Source organism: Peribacillus sp. FSL R5-0717, assembly GCF_038002945.1.
In the GTDB taxonomy this organism is placed as follows: Bacteria; Bacillota; Bacilli; order Bacillales; family DSM-1321; genus Peribacillus; species Peribacillus frigoritolerans.
On the sequence record NZ_JBBOOF010000001.1, the window covers coordinates 4,557,284 to 4,580,294 of the forward strand.

The window sequence follows — 23,011 nt, forward strand, 5'->3', positions numbered from 1 at the left end:
ATGACAGTTTACTTGAAAACAGACTTTTGCACCATAAAGGAGGAATACACTTTGAAAGCTTCTAACCCCCAACTTGAGCGCCAGTTCGTCTGGACCGCTATCCCAGCTGGCAGAGTGATAAATAGGCAGAAGGCGTTGGTATCAGTGCTCCTTACGCCCCGATTGCTGGGGCAGGGGACGCCTCTGACTCTGTCGAGCTTTGGCATGCAACTGTGGCCCGAACGCCTTGCCAAAATCAAGTTCAAGGCTGAAGTACAGGCACAGGAATCTGGACCCGTTAGTACTATCGAGGAGAGGGAGGTTCAACGAGTTCCCTACCTTTCCGCCGAGGAAAAGCAGATAAGCTTTTCCCTTAACGAGCAGCTCAGTGCGTGGAAAGCACTTTTTGGTGCTAATACGCTCGTTCGTCCATATGGGCAGAACTCCTATGTTGACCGCTCTCTTAAGACCTTCCCAGCGTCAAAGGCCGCAAAGGAGGTCAGCCAAGCGTATGGAGGGGCTGCGAGTACGCACCTTAAACATGGCTGTGATGACCCCAAACTCAATCCAGAGCTTCTAGCATCATTAAGAAGCCTGCGTGAAACGTGGGAATCAGGACTACAAACAACAGACGACGAGACGTGTGAGCTGGGACCCGATGCGTCGCCCCTTGCTCGTGCCTACGACTTCTATCGTCGAGAGTGTCATAAGGATTACACCATGCCTACAATGAATACCGATTCGGCGACCGCCGAGCCAGAGTTTCATGATATCGTCGCAAAGCTTGCTGACCACCCTCTTCTCCTGAGGGCGCTAGGTTTAATTATTGACCTCGAACTGCCGTATACAAAATTAGAAAATAACAAAATTCTCAGAATCATCCCTACTTGGCCGAATCCAGATTCCAACCCTACTCCGGGTTGGAATAACGCTAGGCACACTGACATACGTCCAAAAACAGGCTATGAGATAGACGAATCACGTTTTCATCCTAAATCGACTGAACGAATTCATCGTGGAATGCTTGCCCTCAAAGGTACTGACCTTGTCCCTTCTGCTAATCCACAGTGGGAGGTCGTACCGTTTGATGTGGACGGGGCCGTAATGAGGATGGTTGGCAGCGTAACGAACACTCCCGGTGATCAAGCGCTGCCCGCGCTGCGCTCATCAACAGGCTTTGCACTTGTTCAGCGTGACCGCGAAAAGATGCATAGAGACCGTGTGGAACGCTCTAAAAAGCTTGCCAGCGTTCAGGAGCTAGAAAAGGTCGTGCTCGATGCCGAGGACCTAATAGGCGGATACCGCCTTGATGTCCTGGATACAGGCAACTGGCGATCATTGTGCGAGCGGCGGGTCTGCTACAATATTGGAGATCTATCGATTGGAACCGGACCACGTGGGTTACTCGAAGAAGGGTACGTTCGGCCGATGTCGGCGACAACGGGTGCGGGCGCGGCTGATTCTCTGTATATACACGAGATAGGCCTCCGTTGGGATGGGTGGAGCCATGCGGTTCAGCGTCCGGATCGGAAAGTTGAAATGGGAAGGATGCCGCAACTGCCGGCGACCAATCCTCCGTTCAAGTCCAAGATTGAGATCGAGCCAGGATCACTTCCACGACTGCAATTCGGAAGGACGTACCGACTGCGTGTAAGAGTGGCTGATCTTGCGGGCAGCGGGCTGTATCTAAACGAGGTCAATCATGATGAGGAGCGGACGGAGGCCATTGCGCACCGCAGATTTGAGCCAATCCTTCCTCCTGAAGTGGTTCCCACGCGGAAGTATCAGGACGGCGAGGCACATGGGCGGCTGGTAATCCGCAGCGATCGCGGAGTATCGGTGGACGATTATGCCCGTAGGCATGGCTACCGCCCTTATGACCTACGGCACATCCTGGCACCAAAGTCATCCCTTGAGATGGCGATGCAACATCGGCGCACCTTTGACGGAGCATTAGGCGCGGAAGTTCACGTGGAAATTATAGAGCGTATGTTCGAAATAGCCAAGCGAGCTGACCGTGATTTACGGGATATACCAGGTGCCCGTCCGGTTGAAGAAGAGACGGGTCCTAACGGAGAATGCTATTTTGTGCTTCCAGAGCAATATGTTGATCTTCCATGGCTCTCCGACCCTATAACAAATGCCTTTACACTGAATATGGCGTCGCGTCCTCTGGCACAGTCAGAAAGCGAAGCACAAACCACCTGTCAGTCCAATACGTGTTTTTGGCAAGGAAACTGGCATAACCGTCAACCGGTTGCAATTCGGCTCGAGGCCGCGAAAATGGGCTGCAAGGTGACAGAGTCTACAGACCATCGTACACTCACATTCACCCTTGGTCCCGCCGAGGAATTGACGCTGGATATCTCTTCGTGTCTAATCTCGCAGGACGTCGACTTGTTGGGCATCCCGAAATGGATTGACGGCATTACCCCGGGCCAGATCGAACAAATCGCCCAAGGCAAGCATCGCATGATTACTCCGAAGAAGACCATTAAGTTCGTTCACGCCGTTCAACGACCGGTACACGATCCCTGTGGCCGACTTAAATCCAATCGAAATCTTGGGGAAACTATTTGCGTCCTTGGGACCAGCGAATTGAATATCCATACCGCAAGCACCGGGAGGATTGACATCCATGCATCATGGACTGACTATGAGGACAATCCCTCTTCACAGGAGCCCTTCCCCCGAAAACATGATGTACAAATAGGTTCCTATGACGTTCCTTACGGACCACTGAGGTTGCCGGAAATCCGTCAGGAGTTCGGGGACACACGTCGCCGTCGTGTCACCTATAACGTGACAGCCGTTTCTCGCTTTCAGGATTACTTTGATCACGTGACTGCTACGAATCCCAAGGCGTGCCTAGCCTATGGTCAGCTCGTGACCGATATACAGAGCTCGGCTCGCCCGCCTGCACCGAAGTTGCTCTATACCGTGCCGACTTTCCGCTGGGAACAGTCTGTCGACGGCATGAAACTGACACGGCTGCGTCAAGGCGGGGGACTGCGAGTCTTTTTCGAACGACCTTGGTTCTCATCTGGAGAGGACGAGGCATTGGGGGTGCTGGCGTGGGGGGCTAACTGGCAGCCACCACAGGACTTATCCTATGTCAGTGTCGCCGGCCGTGACCCGATTTGGCAGACAGGTGCTCCAAAGTTTGTCCTTACCAGCGATGACATAAACGCACCGGTAAACAAGCAAGAGTACCTGCAGGAGGGCGAGGGCAACCGGCGGCAGCCAGTCCAGGTGTATAAGGTCCAGTTTGACAAAGAGGGCAAGCGCTGGTACGTCGACATCGACCTAAAAAAGGTAGCGGACTCTTCGTACTTCCCATTCGTGCGTTTGGCCCTTGTCCGTTATCAAGAGAATTGCGTCCGTGAGGTGGATAGACTCTCAGCACCGATTCGAACTGAGCCCATCCAGCTTCCACCGCACCGACGCCTGGTTGTAACACGAACACCTGGGGGTGCGAACATCACGCTCGAAGGTCTAGGTCCAGCCGGTCCAAAAGCGAATCTCGTTCGCGCCGAAGTACAGGTCCTGGAATCGGGTTATCTAGCTGCCGCTCCGGACGAAGCTCGATCCGGTGTAGTTGAAGCAGAAATCGATCCTGAAGACATAATTGCCGGATGGACCACGGTATACGGAACGTCCGGTGCACTCGATCAAAGCCTCAGCCTGGACGTTCCCACAAGCGGCCAACGACCAATGAGACTTCTAGTGCAGGAATTCGAGACACATCCTCCTCACCTAAGTGATACTGGAGCACCGATCGAAGGAAAAGGCCGGCTGGTCTACACAGACACAGTGCCACTCGAAAACAGGGAAGCCTTTTTCAGTGAATAATCTAAATAAAAATAGCCCTCCTTTTTGATTGAATTTTCACTAGTAAGGAGGGTTTTTCATTTAAGAGTAAATTATAAATCAGTGCTATAAAAAGTTCGAGCCCCAGTTTAAAAAACTACGCTTGTATAAGCGGACGTATATCTAAAAAATTATTTTATTCAGCAATTATGGCTTCTATGAATAGACCTATTGTCTAAACAAGATAATATAAATAATAAATCAAAAGAGGTGATGTAATGTCTGATTATAATGAGTTAAATCCGAATGAATCGGTTGATCGTTTGGACTGTTGCCCGATAAATTATCATTACCCGACCGAAGCGGAATTTGGATATGGGCTTTCAGAAGATATAATAACAGTTGAACGAAATGTTACACTTAGAAAATGGATATTTATACCTAACCTTCATGGAGGATATATTCTAGTGTATTTGGAACCTGAAAATACTCCTTATATTAAGATATCACGTTTAACCTTATACGAAATAGAATTACTCCCAATCACGGATTGGGATGTTCCCGAACACCTAAAGAATGGATATTCTATTGAAAGGAAGAAAATAGCTAATTTTGAGTCAGGTGAAGTGATAGAGATTCCACTTGATTGTGGTTGTGGGTATGAAGTGCAAGGGGATATTGAAATATTCGTTCCCGATTCAGTGGCACCACATACATTAGATGTCAAAATGGTTATTGATAAAGGGGGGCCTGGTCCCAATATTGAAGTTCCTTTCCAATTAGAGATTAACTAGGGTAATACGACACAAATGACATCATGAAAAAAACGACCATTCCTTAAATGAAAAGACATGGAAACATGAGTCTATGTGCCGTTTGGACAACTAGAAAACAAATATCTCTTTCGTTGAGTCACAACTTAAAGTCAACATTGTATGGCAATGACAGAATCGTCATTTACTCGGAAAGAGCTCGAAACTAGGTACTTTAATCTATCGATTTATCTGAAATTGAGAAATTTCCCGTGCAAAATCAATCATTAAATACCCCATTTTCTTCGAAGCAGTTATGAGGCAATGATCAAATACAGGAAAGAATTAGGCTGGTGTTTCTTGTCAGAAATGTATATATCTGCTTTCTCAGGTGCTTTAAGCCTTTGTGAAAGTGGAAAGATTTATTTTTCATATATGCTTTACGATTGAGCTGAGGGATACCACAAGAAGTACAAAGCCCTCAGTTCTTCATTAAAAGGGAGTTTTTCTATGACTCATACAGGGCTATCAAATATCGACGAACAGTTTATTGAAAATACTGTTCAGACATTCATGAATACACACCATGTACCCGGAGCATCTCTAGCCCTCACTTATCAGGGACGCCTTGTATTTGCCCGTGGGTATGGCGTTACAAATCCAGCCACAAACGAACCGGTAAACAAAGGTCATCACTTTCGGATTGCAAGCGTTTCGAAACCAATCACTGCTGTAGCCATCTTCAAGTTGATAGAATCTGGCCAACTTCAACTTGACACTTCAGTTTTCGGCTCCAATGGTATCCTTGAACCACCTATGGCACTCAGCAATACCTGCCCAAAATCGAGAAAATTACAGTCCAACATCTCCTTGAGCACACGAGTGGCTGGCCAAGTTCCGCCGATCCAATGTTTGGTCATCTCGACTTAAATCAACACCAGCTTATCACATGGGTGCTTGATAACGAACCATTGACTTATGTACCGGGGAAGACCTTCGATTATCTCAACTTCGGTTATTGTTTGCTCGGTCGTGTGATTGAACGAATTTCAGGTATTTCTTATGCTAACTTTGTTCGACAATATGTTCTCGAACCCTGTGGTATTACGATATGCATATTGCCGGTGACACTCTTGCGGATCGTCGAGCTAACGAAGTTATGTATTACCCGCAAAGCAACTGGAATCCTTACACAATCAAGGTGTCCCGCATGGATTCGCATGGAGGTTGGATTGCATCTGCAACGGATCTCGTTCGTTTCCTCGTTCGCGTGGATCGTTTCCCCTCTAAACCAGACATCCTGGACAGAGAATCCCTAAAGACGATGTGTATACGACCACGACTGCACCAAGAATAAATGGAAGCCCTGCAAATTACGCTAAGGGATGGGCCATCAACCCTTCAGGGAATTATTTTCACGATGGAGACATACCAGGTTCGGCTTCTATCTTTGTACGGACGCATCACGGATATTGCTGGGCCGTGTTAGTCAACTCTCGTAACGACGCACAATTGGAAAGAATGCGCTCCAACCTCGACAACCTGATATGGACGATTATTCAGCGCATCAACGATTGGCCAACATATGATTTATTCTAAAGTTGGGGTAGTACCCCATGCCCATCAAGCTAAGGTAAATGAAATCCCGAAATCGAAAAAAAGAGCTATTCTTCTGTAAAATTAATAGGAAAGGATTGCGTTTTTCATGACGAATTGAACCTCTTTTCCCAAGAATTACAACGGTGTTTGTCTCCTCAGGTTCTTCAACAACCGGCTAAAGAGATAGGCTTTGTTCAAAGAAGCACTAAATTTCGTGATCAGGTGTTAGTTGCGTTATATGTATGGATTTCAACAAGGGGCGAGCACCTCTTTAATACATCTATGTAATCAACTCGAATAGTTGGTTTCGTTGGTTCGTCGTACAAATCTAATGAAAGTCCGATTTTCCCATTCGGAAATAGCATCTGTCACACGTTGTTGATTAGAAAGACTCGAATCAATTTGGAAAGGAATAATTCCGTTTGGCCATCGGTATTGATCACCGGTGATGCCTATGCCTTTAATCGATGAAAAATCTTCCATTTCCTCGAGAGGAGCCCTTAACCAACGATGAATTTTCCATTTCCTCAACAGTACCTAGTATTATATCGCCTTCAAAGATGGCAATACCGTCAACAACCGAATATTTTACTTCTCTGGGGCCTGATGGTAAATTGGTAATTCCTGTCCGTATTTCTCCACTTTTTTGATTGGTTTCACATAAATCATTACTCTTTATTTTCACTATATTACCTCCTTGTTGCCTTAATCTAAAAACACAACATTATCTTCCACAGAAATTTTCACGGTATGATATAAGACAGTAAATGTTTTTTGCATAATTCGACATATTTTAAACATCATGACGATCACTATGTGAACAATCGAGGGCTTCTTTTATTAGGAGAATTGCCTTTTGATACTGTTCATGAATGCTTAATTTTAAAAATTTAGTTGTCTGAAATGTAAAAAATTAGAAATGTAAGTATAATTACATTATTCAGTTAATTTGTTTTTTACACTAACCCTGATTACTAGAGGACATTGGTTATCGTCTATTAACGCAGCAACGGACCATGTAAACATTTTAAAAATATTGAACATGGGGAAAACCGTTTGTAAATGGCTTTAATACCTTAAGGAGGAGTAAAAGTGAGTCGAACGAAAAGTATCATTTCACTTAAAAATATTATCTGGAAGCGAAATGGAAAGCTGTTATTGAATGGGGTCTCATGGGAGGTCCAAAAAGGGGAACATTGGGCACTTCTAGGTCTAAATGGATCAGGGAAAACATCTCTTTTAAAAATGATTACAGGTTATCAATGGCCGAATAGTGGTGAAGTGTCCGTTTTAGGAAATCTTTTTGGAAAAACGAATATTCCTGAACTGCGGAAATCCATCGGCTGGGTCAGTTCCTCATTAGATCAGGAATATCAGTCACGCCCAAATGATACAGCACTTGAAGTAGTTTTAAGCGGAAAATTTGCTTCAATTGGATTATATGAGGAAATTACAGAGGATGATGTAAACAAAGCAAAAGCATTACTTGACCAATTCAGAATCAAATTTTTGTCTAACCAATTTATCCACACACTCTCTCAAGGTGAAAAAAGAAAAGTAATGATTGCAAGGGCCCTCATGTCTTCACCGCAATTATTAATCTTAGATGAACCTTGCAATGGACTGGATATTTACTCTAAAGAAGAGCTGTTAGCATCTATTGAAGATATGACTGCTGCACCGAACGGCCCAACCATTTTATATGTTACACATCATATTGAAGAAATCGTACCATCTATAACCCATGCTATGTTAATCAATTCGGGGAACGTTATGGATAAAGGAGAAAAAAGGGACGTATTAACCGAATCATTATTGGAAAAGACTTTTTGTGTCCCAGTCAAAGTAGAATGGGAGAATGAGCGTCCCTGGATCCGGATTAAATCCCTGTTATTTTCTGAGAAAAAATAAGCCTAGTATGCTGAAGAGTAAAGTTAAGCATTCGTAATCGATAGATTGCTTTCCATTGGAGGGCCTAATCAAATAACTTGATTTAGTGAGGCATAATAATAGTCGTTAGGACATCTTAATTATACCAATATGTAGAATGGTAGGTGTCTCTATAAGGGAGACGCAACCCTGTGTTACTCCATTAAATTGAGTTAAAGATGTTACATTAAAAGTCATAAAAAAACGCATAATAACGCTGGTTAGAAAGCATGTGTTAACTTACGTTAAACATGTTACAAATTAGTGGAAATATGGGCGGCATGATGTAATAAGGGGTTAAAACCTTGTTATATCAACGTCTAAAATGATAATATGCTATTCTTGTCCTCGTTTTTTAAAAACCACGGCAACCTGTGACAAAAAAGCTAACTATAGGAGAAGGTCTTTCATCAGTTTGCTAAACTGTTGGGAGGCCTTTTCTTCCATATTGGCTCATGTGAGCATAGATATTCATTGTAGTATTAATATCTGTATGTCCAAGTCGCTGTTGTATTTCTTTAATGCCAACTCCAGCTTCAATCAATAATGAAGTTTGCGAATGTCTAAATGAGTGTGGAGTAATGTTCTTTTCTATTTCTGTTTTTTTAAAAGCCTTTTTAGCCGGGTCTCAATAACTTTTTCATAATTGTGGATGCCCATTCTCTCAAGAAGGAGCCTGTTTTAAAAATTTGGCAACCATAGTATTTCTATATAATTACAGTTGGAAAGTGCGATAATTTGTACTACGGTTATCCCCATTAATCCTATTAAGCTATGTGACAACGGGTTTGGAATAGCAGAACTATTTGCTAGAGGTTTGTTGATTTTATGGCCACCTATTAAAGAGGCTGAAATATAAAAAGAAGGCCCAAATTAATTGAAAGTCTATCAGTTCAAATGCACCAATGAAAAAGGAGTTGACCCCGTAAGGCCAACCCCTTGCAAACCGTTATTTTATTGTAAGCGTTACAGAATTATAGTTTTTCCCATTACTAAGTGGATTGTAGTTTTTCTCAATGTTTCCTGCGGCGTCCACAGTGAAATAATTGATGGTTGTAGTCTTTTCAATTTTTAATGTTTCTGCAAATTCACGGGAGCCGCTTAATTTAATTTTAGCTGATTGGAAGGTTGGGCGGCTGCCGTCAAGCGTATAATAAATCGTGGCTGGCTCACTTGTTTCAATCTTAACATCAACCGGACCTGTGTAATTACCGTTTCCAGGTGTAGCTTTTGAGGAAGGCGGCTGATGGTCTTTTGCACTGTTGTAGGCTACTTTAATTAAGCCAATCAACCCATTGGCAAATTCCATTGCTTCTTCATGACCTTCTTCAAAGGCTGGCTGGAATCCAACTGCCTGCCATCTTTTCGTATCCTTATTCCATAAATCTGCCCCTACTTCGAAGTTCCAGGCATAAATCCCCTTTTCATACCATAGGTAGTCCGCAGAGTTACCTGCAGCAGAGTATAGTACGTCAGGAATTGGACCTGTACGACTAGGTAGAATGACCGTTCCGCGGTGGTCTTGAATATCATTTAAGATGTTATTAGAAGCTGCCCAGTAAAACGCTTCTTCACCAGCTGATGGGCGTGGCAGTGTTGTACGTTTTGAATCGTAAGCACCAGGGGACCACATGAAGTAGCCGCCATAACTATGAATATTCATTGCAAACTTAATATTTGGGTTTTTGTCAGCAAGCCAGACAAGGTTTCTTCCTTCAGGCTCAGAGTTTTCAGCTGGTCCAGCGTAAGTATCTCCCGTGCAACTTGTGCCTCCGCCAATATAGCCATCAAAAACGGAACCAACAGAATGGTTGCGGTTAAGGTCAACTCCCCAATTATTTCGGTACCCAGGATCAGAGGCAGTGGGACCACAGTGGTTGGTCATATTCTTACGCTGCATATTGTAATCATTTAAGCTGTAATTAGCACCATCAGGGTTTACTGAAGGTACAAGGAATATATCAAGATTATCAACAAGCTTTCTTGTCTCACTATCTTGATTATAGTTTCGCAGTAGTCTTTCCGCCGTTTCGATTGTTACGAGTGGGGTCACCCATTCACGGGCATGCTCCTGAGCATATCCAAGAACACCTGGTTTAGAACCGTCACGATGCTTGCCGATTCGGATCGCTTTTACTGTGAAAGGATCACGGGAAACGTCTGCCCCAGCTTTCAAGCCGTCAGTTAATATCGCAGCATTTGTAGTTGGTGCGACAACACCAGCACCAGTATTACCGCGGTATGTAGTCGCAGTGACAAGTTGGCTAGCATTCTCATTCAGTGCTTTAACCACTTGTGCGGCAGTACTTGTTGCCTTTCCTGACGAATCAGTAGCTAAATCTACTAAAATCTTGGTACCATCCACAGTCACTTTTAGTGGTGCATTATTGGTTCCCTGATTCTTGAATTCTACCGATACATCATTCCCGCCTTCATGTCCCCATGCTTTTGAGGAAACAACAACTGCGAGATTGGTCGTGCCGCCGATAGTTGCTTGGGCAAGACGTCTGTAACCATTTGTTTTATTTGGCATATCAATGATTTCTACCAAGTTCGGGAATTCTTTTGAAAGTTTTTCGGCACGTTCATATAATTCATTTGGTGCCATATAGTGGTCAACAAAATCCGTAACATAATCTGTTTTTGGATGTTTCGGCTCTTTCCCTAACCATTCAGTAATGGTGCTCGTAGCTGTTCCTCCAAGATTACTTTCAATTTTAACGGATGAAGGAATGGTGCTAACTGGTAAAAGCAAATAGTGATATAAATATTCACCGTAATCTACCAATCTAGAAAGTGTAGCAGATTTTTCCTCACCGTTCTCGGTCCAAGTTGCTTTAAGTGCTGTGCTAGCAGTCGCACCGGCGCTTGATTTTACTTCGAGATATAGGAAGGTGCCTGATTGATTGGTAAAATGGTTTGCCCTAAGGACTTTAAGTGTATCCTCGGAAGCTGCCAGACTGGCTTGCAGCTGGACAGTGGATTGCCGCTCTGCCACGCGTGTGCTCCATTGATTTTCGGTGATCAGGGTCTCTTTTACATTGATGCCGAAGGTCTTTAACATGGCAATTTCTGTTGGTGTGACAACGGCATCCACTTCATAGACTCCGTCGTGTGCTTCGATTCTGTGGGTAAGGTCAATTCCAAGCTCAAGAAGCTTGTCCTTTGCCTTATCATTTGGTACGACAAGTTGAACAATTGAGACCGATTCTTTCTTAGGAATCGGCTGGTCAGGTTGTTCGACCGCTGCAACCGGAATGCTTAGGCCTGTATAAAATGTAGAGAACCCTAGTCCGGTTATGGCAGTCATCACCACTAAATTCCGTTTCCATTTCTGCTTTTTCTGTTGTGTCAAAAACTGCACCCCCAAAATGCTAAAAATTTTAATACAAGCTTATTGTAAGTTGAATGTACTTAATATCTTGTCGTAAAATCAGAGGCAGTTAAAAATACAAAAATTTTATTGAGAAAATATAATCTATTTTAGAAGATTGAATTTTAGACTGTTTTTCCTATTTAAAAAGTACTGCGCCACCCGAAATCCAGTAATTACAGGAGTACAAAATTACTGGATTTTATTCCCTTATAATTCCTATAAACTGTATATTGGTAATCAACTGTTTTTATTGTTTAATATTGTTTAATATTGTTGCTGTTTGTTTAATTTTGTAAAAGGAAAGTTGTAATATATTTCATGTGAATTGCGGCTCTATTGTTAAAAACCATCAAATGCCTATCAACCTTTGTGCCAGTCCAACATTTAATAAAGAAACAAGAATTATTATGAATAGGAATGATGGGGAATGGCAAAAAGAAACCGAGGAAAATCAATCAGCTACTTGCCTTCAAATGGCAGAGGGAAATGCCCACTGTGTGAAAGAACAGGAGTAAAGCTTCTCTACCCGCACAAAACTGAAACATCCCAAACCATCAAAGTCTGCAAAAACTGCCGCCATAAATAAAAATCTCATAGTAAAAAATCACATTCAGCAAATGACCGTAAAAATTGAAACCATGGAAATGGTGGCTATTACTATGGTAAAAGTGCTACAAGCAAGTAACAACCGTTCAGAAGCAGAATCTGCTATTAATAAACCGAATATAGTCTATTACATGAGAATGCATGAGAATCTATTGAACTCTAGTAGATTACCATATATTCTCTTTTTTAGTATTACCCTGCCCTACCAGGGATTATTACATTTAATGATTGGGGGTGTTATATGACGAAGAATACAACATATCCAATTCATCACATTAAGGAGGTGAACTATGACACATAGCGAAGAATACGCTGTAATAATTGATCATGGAATCCTTGGTAAGTATAGTTAAAAAGTAATCTACTATGAAGAGGGTTTGGAATTACACATTGATCTATTAGAAAGTATGGCAGAGGTAGCTGAACAAGAAGGAATCAGTATGAGTAAGTGGAGCAAAAATTATCAGCCATACTTAGACTTTAAATGAAGACCTGATTTGAATGAGTTGTTTTTACCATTCATTATATACAGAGCAACTTCAGAGGCTTCAGTAAATTTGTTAAGGAAGGACATGCTTTACATTAACATAATGAATGATAAAAATATTTACATTCTTTAATTCAATAGATCCACATAATATCAGTAATTACTTCAGTTTTCCAATCTTATTTCATGGTTTCAATCATAGAACTTTACCTAACAACAAAGTTGCATCAAAAAACCATCTAGCTGAAAAATGCCACAAAAGTCCTTGCAAACAAGTATACAAGGACTTTTATAAATTACATAAAAGAAATAGCACCACTAATAATAGCTAATACTGTTAAGGTTAACGTTGTCAAGATGGCCCATTTGTATGCGAATTTCTGATATTCTCCAAGGTCTTTATCAACCATACCAACTAATAGAATGGTTGATGCAACAAGTGGACTCATTAAATGAGCGGGTTGTCCCAATATAGAAGCACGAGCAATTTCCAATGGGCTAATACCATAGGCTGATGCTGCTTCTGCAAGAATAGGGAGAACCCCAAAATAATAGGCATCATTCGATAAAACAAAAGTGAATGGCATACTTGTAATGCCAACAATGACAGGAAAAAACTGTCCTAATGAAGCAGGTATTATCGCAACCAGTCCATTAGCAATAGCATCAACCATTTTTGTACCGGAAAAGATTCCTGCAAATACTCCTGCCGCAAAAACTAATAGAACAACAATTAAAGCGTTTCCGGAATGTGCTAAGATACGTCTTTTTTGCATTTCCAGATTGGGGTAGTTAACCATTAAAGCAATAGCGAAACCGACCAAAAATAAAATGGGGGAAGGAACCAATCCCATAATAAGCATGACCATAATGCCTACCACAATTAATAAGTTAACCCACAAAAAACGGGGACGTTTAATGTCAATATGAGGAAATGTTTCAGTGGCTTCATTTTCAACAGTAGCAGCTATTTCATTTTTGAACTCTTCTATGTGTATTACACCAAGTCGTTTACGTTCTCTTTTCCCTAAAATAAATGCGACGAAAATAACCCAAAGAGCACCACCGAGCATGGTAGGAATAAGTGGAACAAAAAATTCGGATGCATCAAGTCCCAATACTGCTATTGCTCGGGTAGCAGGTCCTCCCCAGGGGGTCATACCACTCATAACACTTAAAGCCAGCATGGCTACAGTGGCTAAAACCAATGGATTCATACCGATTCGTTTATAAAGTGGATACATAGCTGAAACAGTAATGATATACGTTGTTGTACCGTCTCCATCTAGGGCCACAAGTAATGCAAGAATTGTGGTACCCATCGAAATTTTGACAGGATCTCCCTTGACAACTTCTAATAACTTTTTGATAAGTGGGTCAAATAAGCCCGTATCTATCATAATGCCAAAAAACAATATGGCGAATAATAATAGAGCTGCAGAAGGAGCGACTAGCTTAATGCCTTCCATCATCATAGTGCCAATTTTACTTCCAAAACCACCAACTCCTGCAAAAACGATCGGAACTAAAGTTAAAGCAACAATGGGTGATAAACGTTTGGACATAATTAAATAGGTAAAAACGGTAACCATGGAGATGCCTAAAATTGTAAGAAACATTATTAAATCCCCTCCCAAATATTGAATGCGCTTTCAATTGATCTCTGGATGACTAATAATTAATTTCGTGACTCTTCATAAAAAATTAACTGGTAGATTAATAAGTTTTACATTATGCTTATGCGCTTTTCTTTATTAAAGGTAATACAGGGAGAACAATAAGTTAAATACATATTTTTTTTGTGTTGGTATCAAAATAATTTATTCTTAAAAAAAGATTGGAGGGAGGAGAGCAAAGAAAGCCAAAGGATAAGTGATACAATAAAGAAATTTTTAAAAATTTAATGCTATTTTTTTAGTATTTAAAAAGAAGGTCATCATCTAAATATTGTGAATGATGACCTTCTTTTCTTTATTAATCAGACTTTTTCAGTGTCCTTGAGCAAAGCTCTCTCCTTTTTTAATTAACATTTAGTTTTAACGTTACTGTTCTTGTCTTTTTTTCTTAAACTTAATTTTAATACCAATCTTAGTAATGGAGGCACTACGGCATAAATAAAAGCCATCCGAAATAGTTGATAGCTGGTAACAGTAGATACATCAGCATTTACTTCTTGTGCAATGATTCCCATTTGATCCATTCCACCAGGGGCTAAACTTAAAAAACCCGTAATAGCCGATAAATCATAATACTGGGTCAGTAGAAAACTAAAAAACATTGTTGCGCAGATCAAAATCAGTCCGTTCATCAAAGCAAATAATAAGGTTTTTCTTTTGTTGTCAAGTTGTTCCGGTTTTAATAGTAAACCGATATAACCGCCAACCATAAATTGAGATATATCAAGAAGTGAAGGAGGAAGTGGTGGTCCCTGCAAACCAAAAAGGCCTACTGTCGCAACAGCGATTACTGGTCCTAAAAAGTAAGGAGCTGGTAATTTGAATATTTTACCTAATCTTGCTGCGAGAAAACAAATAAGGGCGAACAGAAAGATCAGAGGAAATAAATCACTCCACTCTGGAATAACGTTATCCATTATTTTAGAGGAATCATTGGCACGATTCGCTGCAAACAGGGGACTGATAATTAAAAGGGGAACTAAGAAAACCACCATTATCACTCTTGTAACATGGAAAAAGGTTACGGTCGTAATATCAATACCTTTCACTTCTTCTGCAAACACAACGATTTGTGACAAACCTCCAGGTATACTACTTGTTAAGGAGGTAGGATAGTCAATGCCGGAATATTTTGACATAACAAAAGCTGTACATACACACACAAGGACAATTAATGCTGTAAGGATCAACATTGAGGGAAGGTGACTAATCATATCAGACAGTGAGCTCTTGGTAAAAGAGATGCCAATTGAATAACCTACAATAATTAATCCAGTATTTCTCATCGAAACGGGCCAAATCAATTTAACGTTTTTGAAACGTGATGCAATTAATAGGGATGCCATTGGACCTAGAAGCCAGGGGATTGGCAACCTGATAAGAGAGAAAAGGCTGCCTCCAATAAAAGCAGTTAGAAGTGCAGCTGAAAATTGGATTGTCCTGCTTGCATCATTTAAATCCCACTTTTTCATGTTAATTCTCTTCCTTTGTACTAGTTTTATTTCGATTCGTCTTATTTCTATTGTTTAGAATCATTAAGAAAATCAATAAATGCTTTTACTTGTGCCAAATCCATAGTCACATCCCGATAAAAAACCCAAGTTTCTCTAAGCAAAAAGCTATTATCGCTTAATACAATGGGGAAAGTATACAGTGGTTCATCATCTTTAATACAGATTTCTGGTAAAATGGCATATCCTAAACCATTAAGAACCAGTTCCTTACATGTTTCAATCCGATCTACCTCCATTGAAATCTTAGGTGGTACCGCAAATGTTTCCTGCCACCAGTTTTCAATAGTATTTCTTAACGATTGGTCTGTCTGATAATTAACTCTAGGAAGAAAAGGAAGTTCTTTTAATTCAATTTTTTTACTGGAGGCAATGCAAATCTTTTCTTCTTGAAACAACACTTTATTTTCCTGCCATTTGTAAGGACCTCTAACGATTCCGAGGTGTGCTTCTTCTTTTTGAAGCATCTGATGAATTTGAGAACTCCATCCAGTTTTCAAACTGATTTCAACCTCTGGATATAGGGTTAGAAATTCTTTTAATAATACTGGTAGTTTATATCGGGCAAACAAGCCAGATACACCCAAGCGCAAAGTTCCTTTTACCTTTTTATCCAAATTTGAAATATGTTCTTTTGCAGCTCCTAATTGCTTACGCATATTTTTCGAATATTGTACGAGGTATTCCCCTTCAACTGTAAACTCGACACCTCTTTTGCCTCTAGAGATTAAATTTGTTTTGAACTCTTTTTCCAGCTGTTTTATACGATAGGATAAAGCTGGCTGAGAAATAAATAGTCGTTGTGCCGCCTTTGTTATATTTCTTTCTTCGTAAAGAGTAATTAAAATAAGCCAGTCTTTTTCATCCATAAAATTTTTCTCCTTTAACCATAAAAAATATTTATGGGTAATTATAAATAATGATAATTTATTTGATTTCTAAAAGTATAATACAACTATTGAAAAAAGAAATCTATCTTTTTATGTAATCAATAAACTCACTATAGTTTTGCGTTTCCAGCATTCTTTCATAAATTTTTTCTATGGCAATGAATAAAAAAACAATATTATTTTTATTCATTATTTTCACTTATTATTTACATGAAGCGTTATCACTACTTATCAGGAGGGGTAAAGATGTCAAATACACGAAATTATGATGTAGTTGTAGTAGGAGCAGGAAACGCAGCTTTATGTGCCGCAATCTCAGCAAAAGAGGGAGGTGCTAGAGTTCTTGTATTAGAACGAGGACCATTGGAAAAGCGTGGAGGGAACTCTTTCTTCACGGATGGAGCCATTCGTGTGGCATACAATAATTTAGACGCAATCAGAAAAGTAATACCTGAATTAACAGATGAAGAATCCGATTTAATTGTAATGCCTGAATACACGGAATCCGACTATTACAATGATTTAATGCGAGTAACAGGCGGGCAAAGTAATCCCGAATTAGCAAAACAGCTGGTTACTAAATCGTATGAAACAATTGCGTGGATGCGTGATCAGGGAATAAAATTTGAATTGAATTATGAAAATCAATCTTTCGTACAAGATGGCAAGCGCAATTTCTGGGGGGGACTGCCTATCAAAACGGAAGATAAAGGCGTGGGCTTAATGAGACAGCTCTTTGCGCGGACAGAAGAAATTGGCATTGACGTTTGGTACGATTCACGTGCTGTGGAGCTTGTATCAGAGCATAACGCAATAACCGGTGTCGTTGTTGAGAAGGATCATACAATGGTAACAGTTCAGACATCCGGTGTGATTTTGGCTTGTGGCGGCTTTGAAGCCAATAAGAAAATGAGAAGTGAAAATATTGGTGAAGAATGGGAAGCGGCTATTGTTCGTGGAACTGAGTTCAACACAGGAGACGGCATTTCCATGGCTATGGCAGTAGGGGCTCAAAAATTTGGGCAGTGGTCTGGATGTCATTCGATTGGGACAGATTATAATGCGCCAAAAGTAGGGGACTTCACGAAGCCAGGAGATATTTTTAAAAAGCATTCTTATCCGTACAGCGTCATGCTTAATAATGAAGGAAAACGGTTTGTTGATGAAGGAGCAGATTTGCGAAATTACACTTATGCCAAATACGGCCGTGAGGTATTAAAACAGCCTGGACATGTGGCATATCAAATTTATGATGCACAGGTACGCCCGATGCTGCGTAAAGAATATGACCTTGAAGAAGCAACTTTTTATAAAGCAGAAACGCTTGGAGAGTTGGCTAGTTTACTGCCAGTCAATCAAACACAATTTCTTAAAACGATCGAAGAGTATAACAGTGCCGTACAAGGTGGCGAGTATAGACCCGCAGAGAAAGATGGCAAAGGAACGAAAGGAATTACCCCTCCTAAATCCAACTGGGCACTTCGAATAGAGCAAGGTCCATTCTACGCTTTCCCTGTAACGTGCGGAATCACCTTCTCGTTCGGCGGTTTGCATGTAAATGCAACAGGTCATGTGTTAAACAAAGAAGAACAACCGATAAAAGGTCTCTTTGCGGCTGGTGAAATGATTGGGGGGATTTTTTATGAAAACTATCCTGGTGGATCCGGGTTAATGTCTGGAGCAGTCTTTGGAAAATTAGCTGGTTCATCCGCAGCCCACTATATTCAAGAAAAGGTTGAAGCGGTCAATAATCATTGAGTTTTTCCTTGCATAGTTAATTAGATAAGAATTTGTCCAAAAAATCTAGGGATACATTAAATAGAAGAATGAAAAACAGCCAAGGCTTAAAAAAGTTCTTGGCTGTTTGGTACTTCAAATATTAAAAGTCTTTATGCATTGACTAAAACTCATATCATATAGGGATATGAGTTTTAGAGTATAGCTTTAAGCGTCCTGATGGCCAGACAATATGATTTTTCTTCTATTTTAGCACCAGCTGAATCGATCAGATGGGCACTATCGCGCATGAAGTCAGCGCTGACTTATCAACAGTTACCAGATATCAACTATTTTGTATGATATATATTTATATAGCTGTTCTTCCTATGCTCCGATTGATGCTAAAATTGAGCCAGTGAAAAAGGATACCATTCAATAAATAATGGGTTGGTTAGTGGGTGTTTTTCCCTATAACAAGGATGATAGAAAACAATTAGTTTTCTTTTTGGTTAAATACCCAGTAACCATGAAAATTTGGATTCAGTATATCCTAACTTGTAGTATAAGGGTGAGCGCTCCCCCCGGAAAATTTTCATCTATTCTCAATCCTAGTTTATAATTGAATTTTGTAGGCATCGGTTAGTTGGAGATACATTATAGTCTGGGCTCTATTGAAAACTCACTTATACAAAACAAGGATCATTTAAGTAAACTATTTCGGAAAGAATTTTAGTGCCTTTCATATTTTTGAATAGTTCTTTCGCTTCTTTTTCTGTGTCAAATTCAAAAATTTTAATATTTCCTTTTAAAAAGACAGTGATGACCCACATTGAAAAGCCTCCAAGTGATAGATAATTTTTTTTGCTGTAATTTGCAAATCAATTCAAATCAAGCTAATTGATAGGAAAGCTCGTAATTTTTTTTCGTGTACACGTATCCCTCTAAAATGATTCTCGCTGTGCGTACCACTTTAATAGCGCGTATGTGTCCTGCCAAAAAATCAACTTTTGTTTCCATGATCCCTGCCGGGTGGGCTAATCGAAAAATTTCCTGTTTAATGTTCACCATCTCAGATAAAATCGTTTCCTGTAAGTAAGCTCCTGCAGTTGCACAGATGGCTCCTGTAATAGCAAGTGCTTGATGGGGCTTTTGCATCGACATCATTCTGATCATCAAATCCATCTCTGACGCTTTTCTTTCCGATCCATTTAGGTCTACGTAATCCATAGGAGGAGCAATTAGGGTCATTTTAGGAACAGCAGGAGATTTGACAGTTGCTGATTTCTTATCGGAAAATTGACACATTTCAGCTGCAATCGACCGGATTTCTTCTAGCTCATTTAATTTTTCCTGTGAATAATCAGTGGGCAATTCGCTTCCGTTTAGACCAATATCCTGTGCCCTTACAAAAACAAGTGGATTGGCAACATCAATGATTGAAACTTGAATAAGTCGATCCTTCGTTTTAATCATGTCAATTGGATTTCCTGTAGGGAATAGTTTTCCTGTAACTGCTCCTTCAGCACGAGTAAAAGAAAGATAGATAGGTGATCCTTTACCAGGCACGCCTGGAATTGAGCAGCTGCCTTCTTTTTTCACTTGTCCATTTTCAACCTCAACTTCTGCAATAATCAGTTTTTGTGTATTCGTGTTAAAAATTTTCACCGTTGTAACAGGTTCTTGTAAAGGGACTAATCCTTGCTCAATTGCGTAAGGTCCTACAGCAGATGAAATATTCCCACAATTTCCTTTAAAATCAACCATTTGATTATCGATGCTGATCTGCGCAAATGTATATTCCACATCGAATTCCGGTGATTCTGATTTTTTGATGATCGCTGCTTTACTTGTCAATGAATTCGCTCCTCCAAGACCATCGATCTGTCTCCGATCCGGACTGCCCATCACGTCAAGTAAGAAATCTTCCCAGAGTGAGCGATTCGAAGGCATATGTTCAAAGTTAAGGAACACACCTTTACTTGTCCCGCCGCGCATTACAACTACAGGTACTTTCATTGTATAACCACCTTTTCTCAAATCAATATTTATAGCACTACCGGTTCCTTTGAAAATATAGTATGATAAGTTCATTCATAAGTAAAATACATATTTTTTTAATAAAAATGATAAAAAAACTTATAATCAAAAGGCAGGAGATGGTTAAGTGGACGAAAAAGATTGGATTGCGATAAGGGTACTATATGAAGAAAAAAACATTAGCCGTGCCGCAGAGCGTTTATATATATCGCAGCCGGCGCTTACGTACCGGCTTAAAAATTTAGAAAAAGAATTTAGCACAAACCTATTTTTCAAAATAAAAGGAGGCATTGAGTTCACTTCAGAAGGGATACATTTAGCGGGCTATGCGGAAGAAATGGTGAAAAAGTTGCAAAAAACGAAAGATTATATGCTGAATATGAAAAAAGAGGTAAGAGGAACGTTAAGGCTTGGCGTTTCCAGCAACTTTGCCCAATATAAACTACCAGAAATATTGAAAAAGTTTTCAACACAATATCCTCATGTACAATTTAATGTGAATACAGGCTGGAGTACAGAAATCATGCATCTTCTAGATTCCTCTAGTGTTCAATTAGGCATTCTGCGTGGAAACTATGAATGGTATGGAATCAAATCGTTACTGCATAAAGAAAGACTTTGTTTAATTTCTAAGAAAGAGGTAGACTTGGATAATTTGCCAGAACTTCCATTTATAAATTATAAAACCGACAGTTCTTTAAAAAACTTAATAAATGGCTGGTGGCATGATAGATTCCCTGAGCCACCATTTGTAACCATGGAAACAGATCGGCAGGAGACGTGCAAAGAGATGGTCAAAAATGATCTTGGTGTTTCCATTCTGCCGGAAATATGCCTGCAGCCTTCAGATAACTTGCATACATACGGGTTATCCTACAAAAATGGGAAGCCGGTGTTAAGAAATACATGGTTAATGTATAACCAGGATTCATTAAAACTCTCTACTGTGAAAAACTTTATTGATTTCTTGAATAAAAATTCCAATCTTTAACGAAAAAGCACAATGAAATCATTGACAATTTCATTGTGCTTTTTCGATTTCTTATTTAATATAAAGTGGATTATAAGTTTTTTTTTCGAAAAAGTAAAAAAAATATGTATTTCACTTATTTGATGATATGAACTATTCTAAAAATAGAAAACAAAGCAACTGGGAAACAGAAGATATTATATAATATTTTTTAACTATTCAAACTTTTTCATTTGGTTTGTAAGCGGTTTCTTTAATAGGAGGGGATTTATATTCTTACGTTACTTGGAATTTCAATGGTCGTTGTCTTCACTTATTTAATCATGTCTAAACGGTTATCACCTGTTAATTCTCTAGTGGTCATTCCAATTATCTTTGCATTAATTGGCGGATTTGGTCCAGAGCTCGGAGATATGATGCTCGATGGAATAAAGGTTGTTGCACCTTCAGCTGCTTTGCTATTGTTCGCTATTTTGTTTTTCGGAGTTCTGATTGACGCTGGATTATTTGATCCACTCATTAAAACTATGTTAAAAATCGTAAAAGGGGATCCGGTAAAAATAGCGATAGGTACAGCAGTAATCGCAATGACCGTTGCCTTGGATGGTGATGGTACCACGACTCATATGATTACGATTTCCGCTATGCTGCCTCTTTACTTACGCCTTGGTATGAATCCACTTATTCTTGCCACTATTTCTATGCTGGCTGTAAGTATTATGAGTGGTATGACTCCTTGGGGAGGACCTGCAACAAGAGCAATAGCATCTTTAGGTCTCGATGCAAATGAATTCTTTGTTCCGATTATCCCAACACTATTCGCAGGTATTGCAGCTATTCTTTTTACCGCTTACGTACTTGGGAAAAAAGAGCGCAAACGGCTTGGTGTTGTTCATATTAAAGCTGCACCTGAAATGAAAGGAGCTCTAGCTGAAGCAGCGGTAGCTTCCGCCATACAAGACGATTTAAAGCGCCCTAAATTAATATGGGTCAATCTTTTTTTGACGCTCACGGTTATGGTCATTCTTGTAATGGGCTTAGTGCCGGTACCTGTGTTGTTTCTAATCGGATTTGTGCTTGCTTCAATCATTAATTACCCTAATCTAGAACAGCAAAAAGAGCGAATCGTGTCACATGCAGGAAATGCTATTACCGTCGTCACACTAGTATTTGCGGCTGGTATTTTCACAGGGATCTTTTCCGGAACGAAAATGGTAGATGCCATTGCAAATTCATTAGTGGCCATCATTCCGGATTCTTTAGGCTCTTTTTTACCGATGGTCGTTGCGTTCACCAGCATGCCATTTACGTTCGTTTTATCCAATGATGCTTACTACTTTGGTGTTTTGCCAATTCTTGCCGAAGCAGGAGAAGCTTATGGAGTGAGTCCTTTAGAAATTGCCAGAGCTTCCGTACTGGGCCAGCCTGTACATTTCTTAAGTCCACTCGTGGCCTCGACTCTTTTACTGGTAGGGATGGTAAAGACGGATATCGGGGAACTACAGCGGTATGCATTTAAATGGGCTCTAATTTGTTCATTAGTCCTTATCATTGTTGCTATCTTGACAGGGGCTATTATTTAAGTACAATGTTATCTAATAAATTCTTCGAACTTAAACAAAGTAGGGCTGTGCCAAAACCAATTATTATTAGTGGTTTTGGCACAGCCC

At 40.3% G+C, this 23,011-nt stretch carries 16 protein-coding genes and 2 pseudogenes; 9 read left to right on the top strand and 9 right to left on the bottom strand.

Features of this window, described 5'->3' with window-relative positions:
• The 5 genes and pseudogenes from NYE65_RS21925 to NYE65_RS21945 all read left to right on the top strand — a co-directional run.
• Nucleotides 1–3,831 carry a hypothetical protein gene (locus NYE65_RS21925; RefSeq protein WP_340861678.1) on the top strand — a complete coding sequence of 1,277 codons (3,831 nt, stop codon included), beginning with the start codon at nucleotides 1–3 and terminating at the stop codon, nucleotides 3,829–3,831.
• A gap of 236 nt (nucleotides 3,832–4,067) precedes the next feature.
• Nucleotides 4,068–4,583 (top strand): hypothetical protein, encoded by a 516-nt coding sequence (locus tag NYE65_RS21930; RefSeq protein ID WP_340861679.1) that lies wholly within the window; start codon nucleotides 4,068–4,070, stop codon nucleotides 4,581–4,583.
• 468 nt (nucleotides 4,584–5,051) lie between these two features.
• Complete coding sequence (locus NYE65_RS21935) at nucleotides 5,052–5,471, top strand: serine hydrolase domain-containing protein (protein WP_340861680.1); 420 nt, start codon at nucleotides 5,052–5,054, stop codon at nucleotides 5,469–5,471.
• A complete protein-coding gene (locus NYE65_RS21940; protein ID WP_340862166.1) occupies nucleotides 5,393–5,860 on the top strand; it encodes a serine hydrolase domain-containing protein in 468 nt (155 codons plus the stop codon). Before NYE65_RS21935 ends, NYE65_RS21940 begins: the two co-directional genes overlap by 79 nt.
• Nucleotides 5,861–6,224: 364 nt before the next feature.
• Nucleotides 6,225–6,438, top strand: a pseudogene (locus tag NYE65_RS21945) (IS4 family transposase); the annotation flags it as partial.
• Here the strand turns inward: NYE65_RS21945 and NYE65_RS27335 are convergent.
• Together NYE65_RS27335 and NYE65_RS21950 are read right to left on the bottom strand one after the other, a co-directional pair.
• On the bottom strand, nucleotides 6,429–6,623 hold the full coding sequence (locus NYE65_RS27335) for a M12 family metallopeptidase (protein WP_445670431.1): 195 nt from the start codon (nucleotides 6,621–6,623) through the stop codon (nucleotides 6,429–6,431). The pseudogene NYE65_RS21945 and the gene NYE65_RS27335 overlap by 10 nt on opposite strands.
• Nucleotides 6,601–6,825, bottom strand: coding sequence for a hypothetical protein (locus NYE65_RS21950; RefSeq protein WP_340861681.1), 225 nt, complete (start codon nucleotides 6,823–6,825; stop codon nucleotides 6,601–6,603). The genes NYE65_RS27335 and NYE65_RS21950 overlap by 23 nt, the downstream gene beginning before the upstream one ends.
• A 407-nt stretch (nucleotides 6,826–7,232) precedes the next feature.
• On the opposite strand from NYE65_RS21950, the gene NYE65_RS21955 reads away from it, so the two are divergent.
• Nucleotides 7,233–8,051: an ABC transporter ATP-binding protein gene (locus NYE65_RS21955; RefSeq protein WP_340861682.1), complete on the top strand. Its 819-nt coding sequence runs from the start codon at nucleotides 7,233–7,235 to the stop codon at nucleotides 8,049–8,051.
• 408 nt (nucleotides 8,052–8,459) lie between these two features.
• On the opposite strand, the pseudogene NYE65_RS21960 reads toward NYE65_RS21955, so the two are convergent.
• The 5 genes and pseudogenes from NYE65_RS21960 to NYE65_RS21980 form a co-directional block, all read right to left on the bottom strand.
• Nucleotides 8,460–8,688, bottom strand: a pseudogene (locus NYE65_RS21960) (tyrosine-type recombinase/integrase); the annotation flags it as partial.
• Nucleotides 8,689–9,018: 330 nt separating this feature from the next.
• Nucleotides 9,019–11,424 carry a M14 family metallopeptidase gene (locus tag NYE65_RS21965; RefSeq protein WP_340861683.1) on the bottom strand — a complete coding sequence of 802 codons (2,406 nt, stop codon included), beginning with the start codon at nucleotides 11,422–11,424 and terminating at the stop codon, nucleotides 9,019–9,021.
• A gap of 1,410 nt (nucleotides 11,425–12,834) precedes the next feature.
• Nucleotides 12,835–14,157: a CitMHS family transporter gene (locus NYE65_RS21970; RefSeq protein WP_340861684.1), complete on the bottom strand. Its 1,323-nt coding sequence runs from the start codon at nucleotides 14,155–14,157 to the stop codon at nucleotides 12,835–12,837.
• A gap of 404 nt (nucleotides 14,158–14,561) precedes the next feature.
• Nucleotides 14,562–15,686 carry an AbrB family transcriptional regulator gene (locus NYE65_RS21975; RefSeq protein WP_340861685.1) on the bottom strand — a complete coding sequence of 375 codons (1,125 nt, stop codon included), beginning with the start codon at nucleotides 15,684–15,686 and terminating at the stop codon, nucleotides 14,562–14,564.
• A gap of 47 nt (nucleotides 15,687–15,733) precedes the next feature.
• Nucleotides 15,734–16,594, bottom strand: coding sequence for a LysR family transcriptional regulator (locus NYE65_RS21980; RefSeq protein ID WP_063576696.1), 861 nt, complete (start codon nucleotides 16,592–16,594; stop codon nucleotides 15,734–15,736).
• Between the two features lie 267 nt (nucleotides 16,595–16,861).
• On the opposite strand from NYE65_RS21980, the gene tcuA reads away from it, so the two are divergent.
• Nucleotides 16,862–18,373 (top strand): FAD-dependent tricarballylate dehydrogenase TcuA, encoded by a 1,512-nt coding sequence (gene tcuA, locus NYE65_RS21985; RefSeq protein ID WP_340861686.1) that lies wholly within the window; start codon nucleotides 16,862–16,864, stop codon nucleotides 18,371–18,373.
• 644 nt (nucleotides 18,374–19,017) lie between these two features.
• Here tcuA and NYE65_RS21990 read toward each other — a convergent pair.
• The gene (locus NYE65_RS21990; RefSeq protein ID WP_340861687.1) at nucleotides 19,018–19,164 is read right to left on the bottom strand and encodes a hypothetical protein; all 147 of its coding nucleotides are present in this window, start codon (nucleotides 19,162–19,164) and stop codon (nucleotides 19,018–19,020) included.
• Nucleotides 19,165–19,222: 58 nt separating this feature from the next.
• On the bottom strand, nucleotides 19,223–20,350 hold the full coding sequence (locus NYE65_RS21995; protein ID WP_340861688.1) for a 2-methylaconitate cis-trans isomerase PrpF family protein: 1,128 nt from the start codon (nucleotides 20,348–20,350) through the stop codon (nucleotides 19,223–19,225).
• A 148-nt stretch (nucleotides 20,351–20,498) separates the two neighbouring features.
• Here NYE65_RS21995 and NYE65_RS22000 point away from each other — a divergent pair, with 148 nt between their 5' ends.
• Nucleotides 20,499–21,362 (top strand): LysR family transcriptional regulator, encoded by an 864-nt coding sequence (locus NYE65_RS22000; protein WP_328178290.1) that lies wholly within the window; start codon nucleotides 20,499–20,501, stop codon nucleotides 21,360–21,362.
• Nucleotides 21,363–21,613: 251 nt separating this feature from the next.
• Nucleotides 21,614–22,924: a CitMHS family transporter gene (locus NYE65_RS22005; protein ID WP_340862167.1), complete on the top strand. Its 1,311-nt coding sequence runs from the start codon at nucleotides 21,614–21,616 to the stop codon at nucleotides 22,922–22,924.
• The last annotated feature ends 87 nt before the right edge of the window (nucleotides 22,925–23,011 follow it).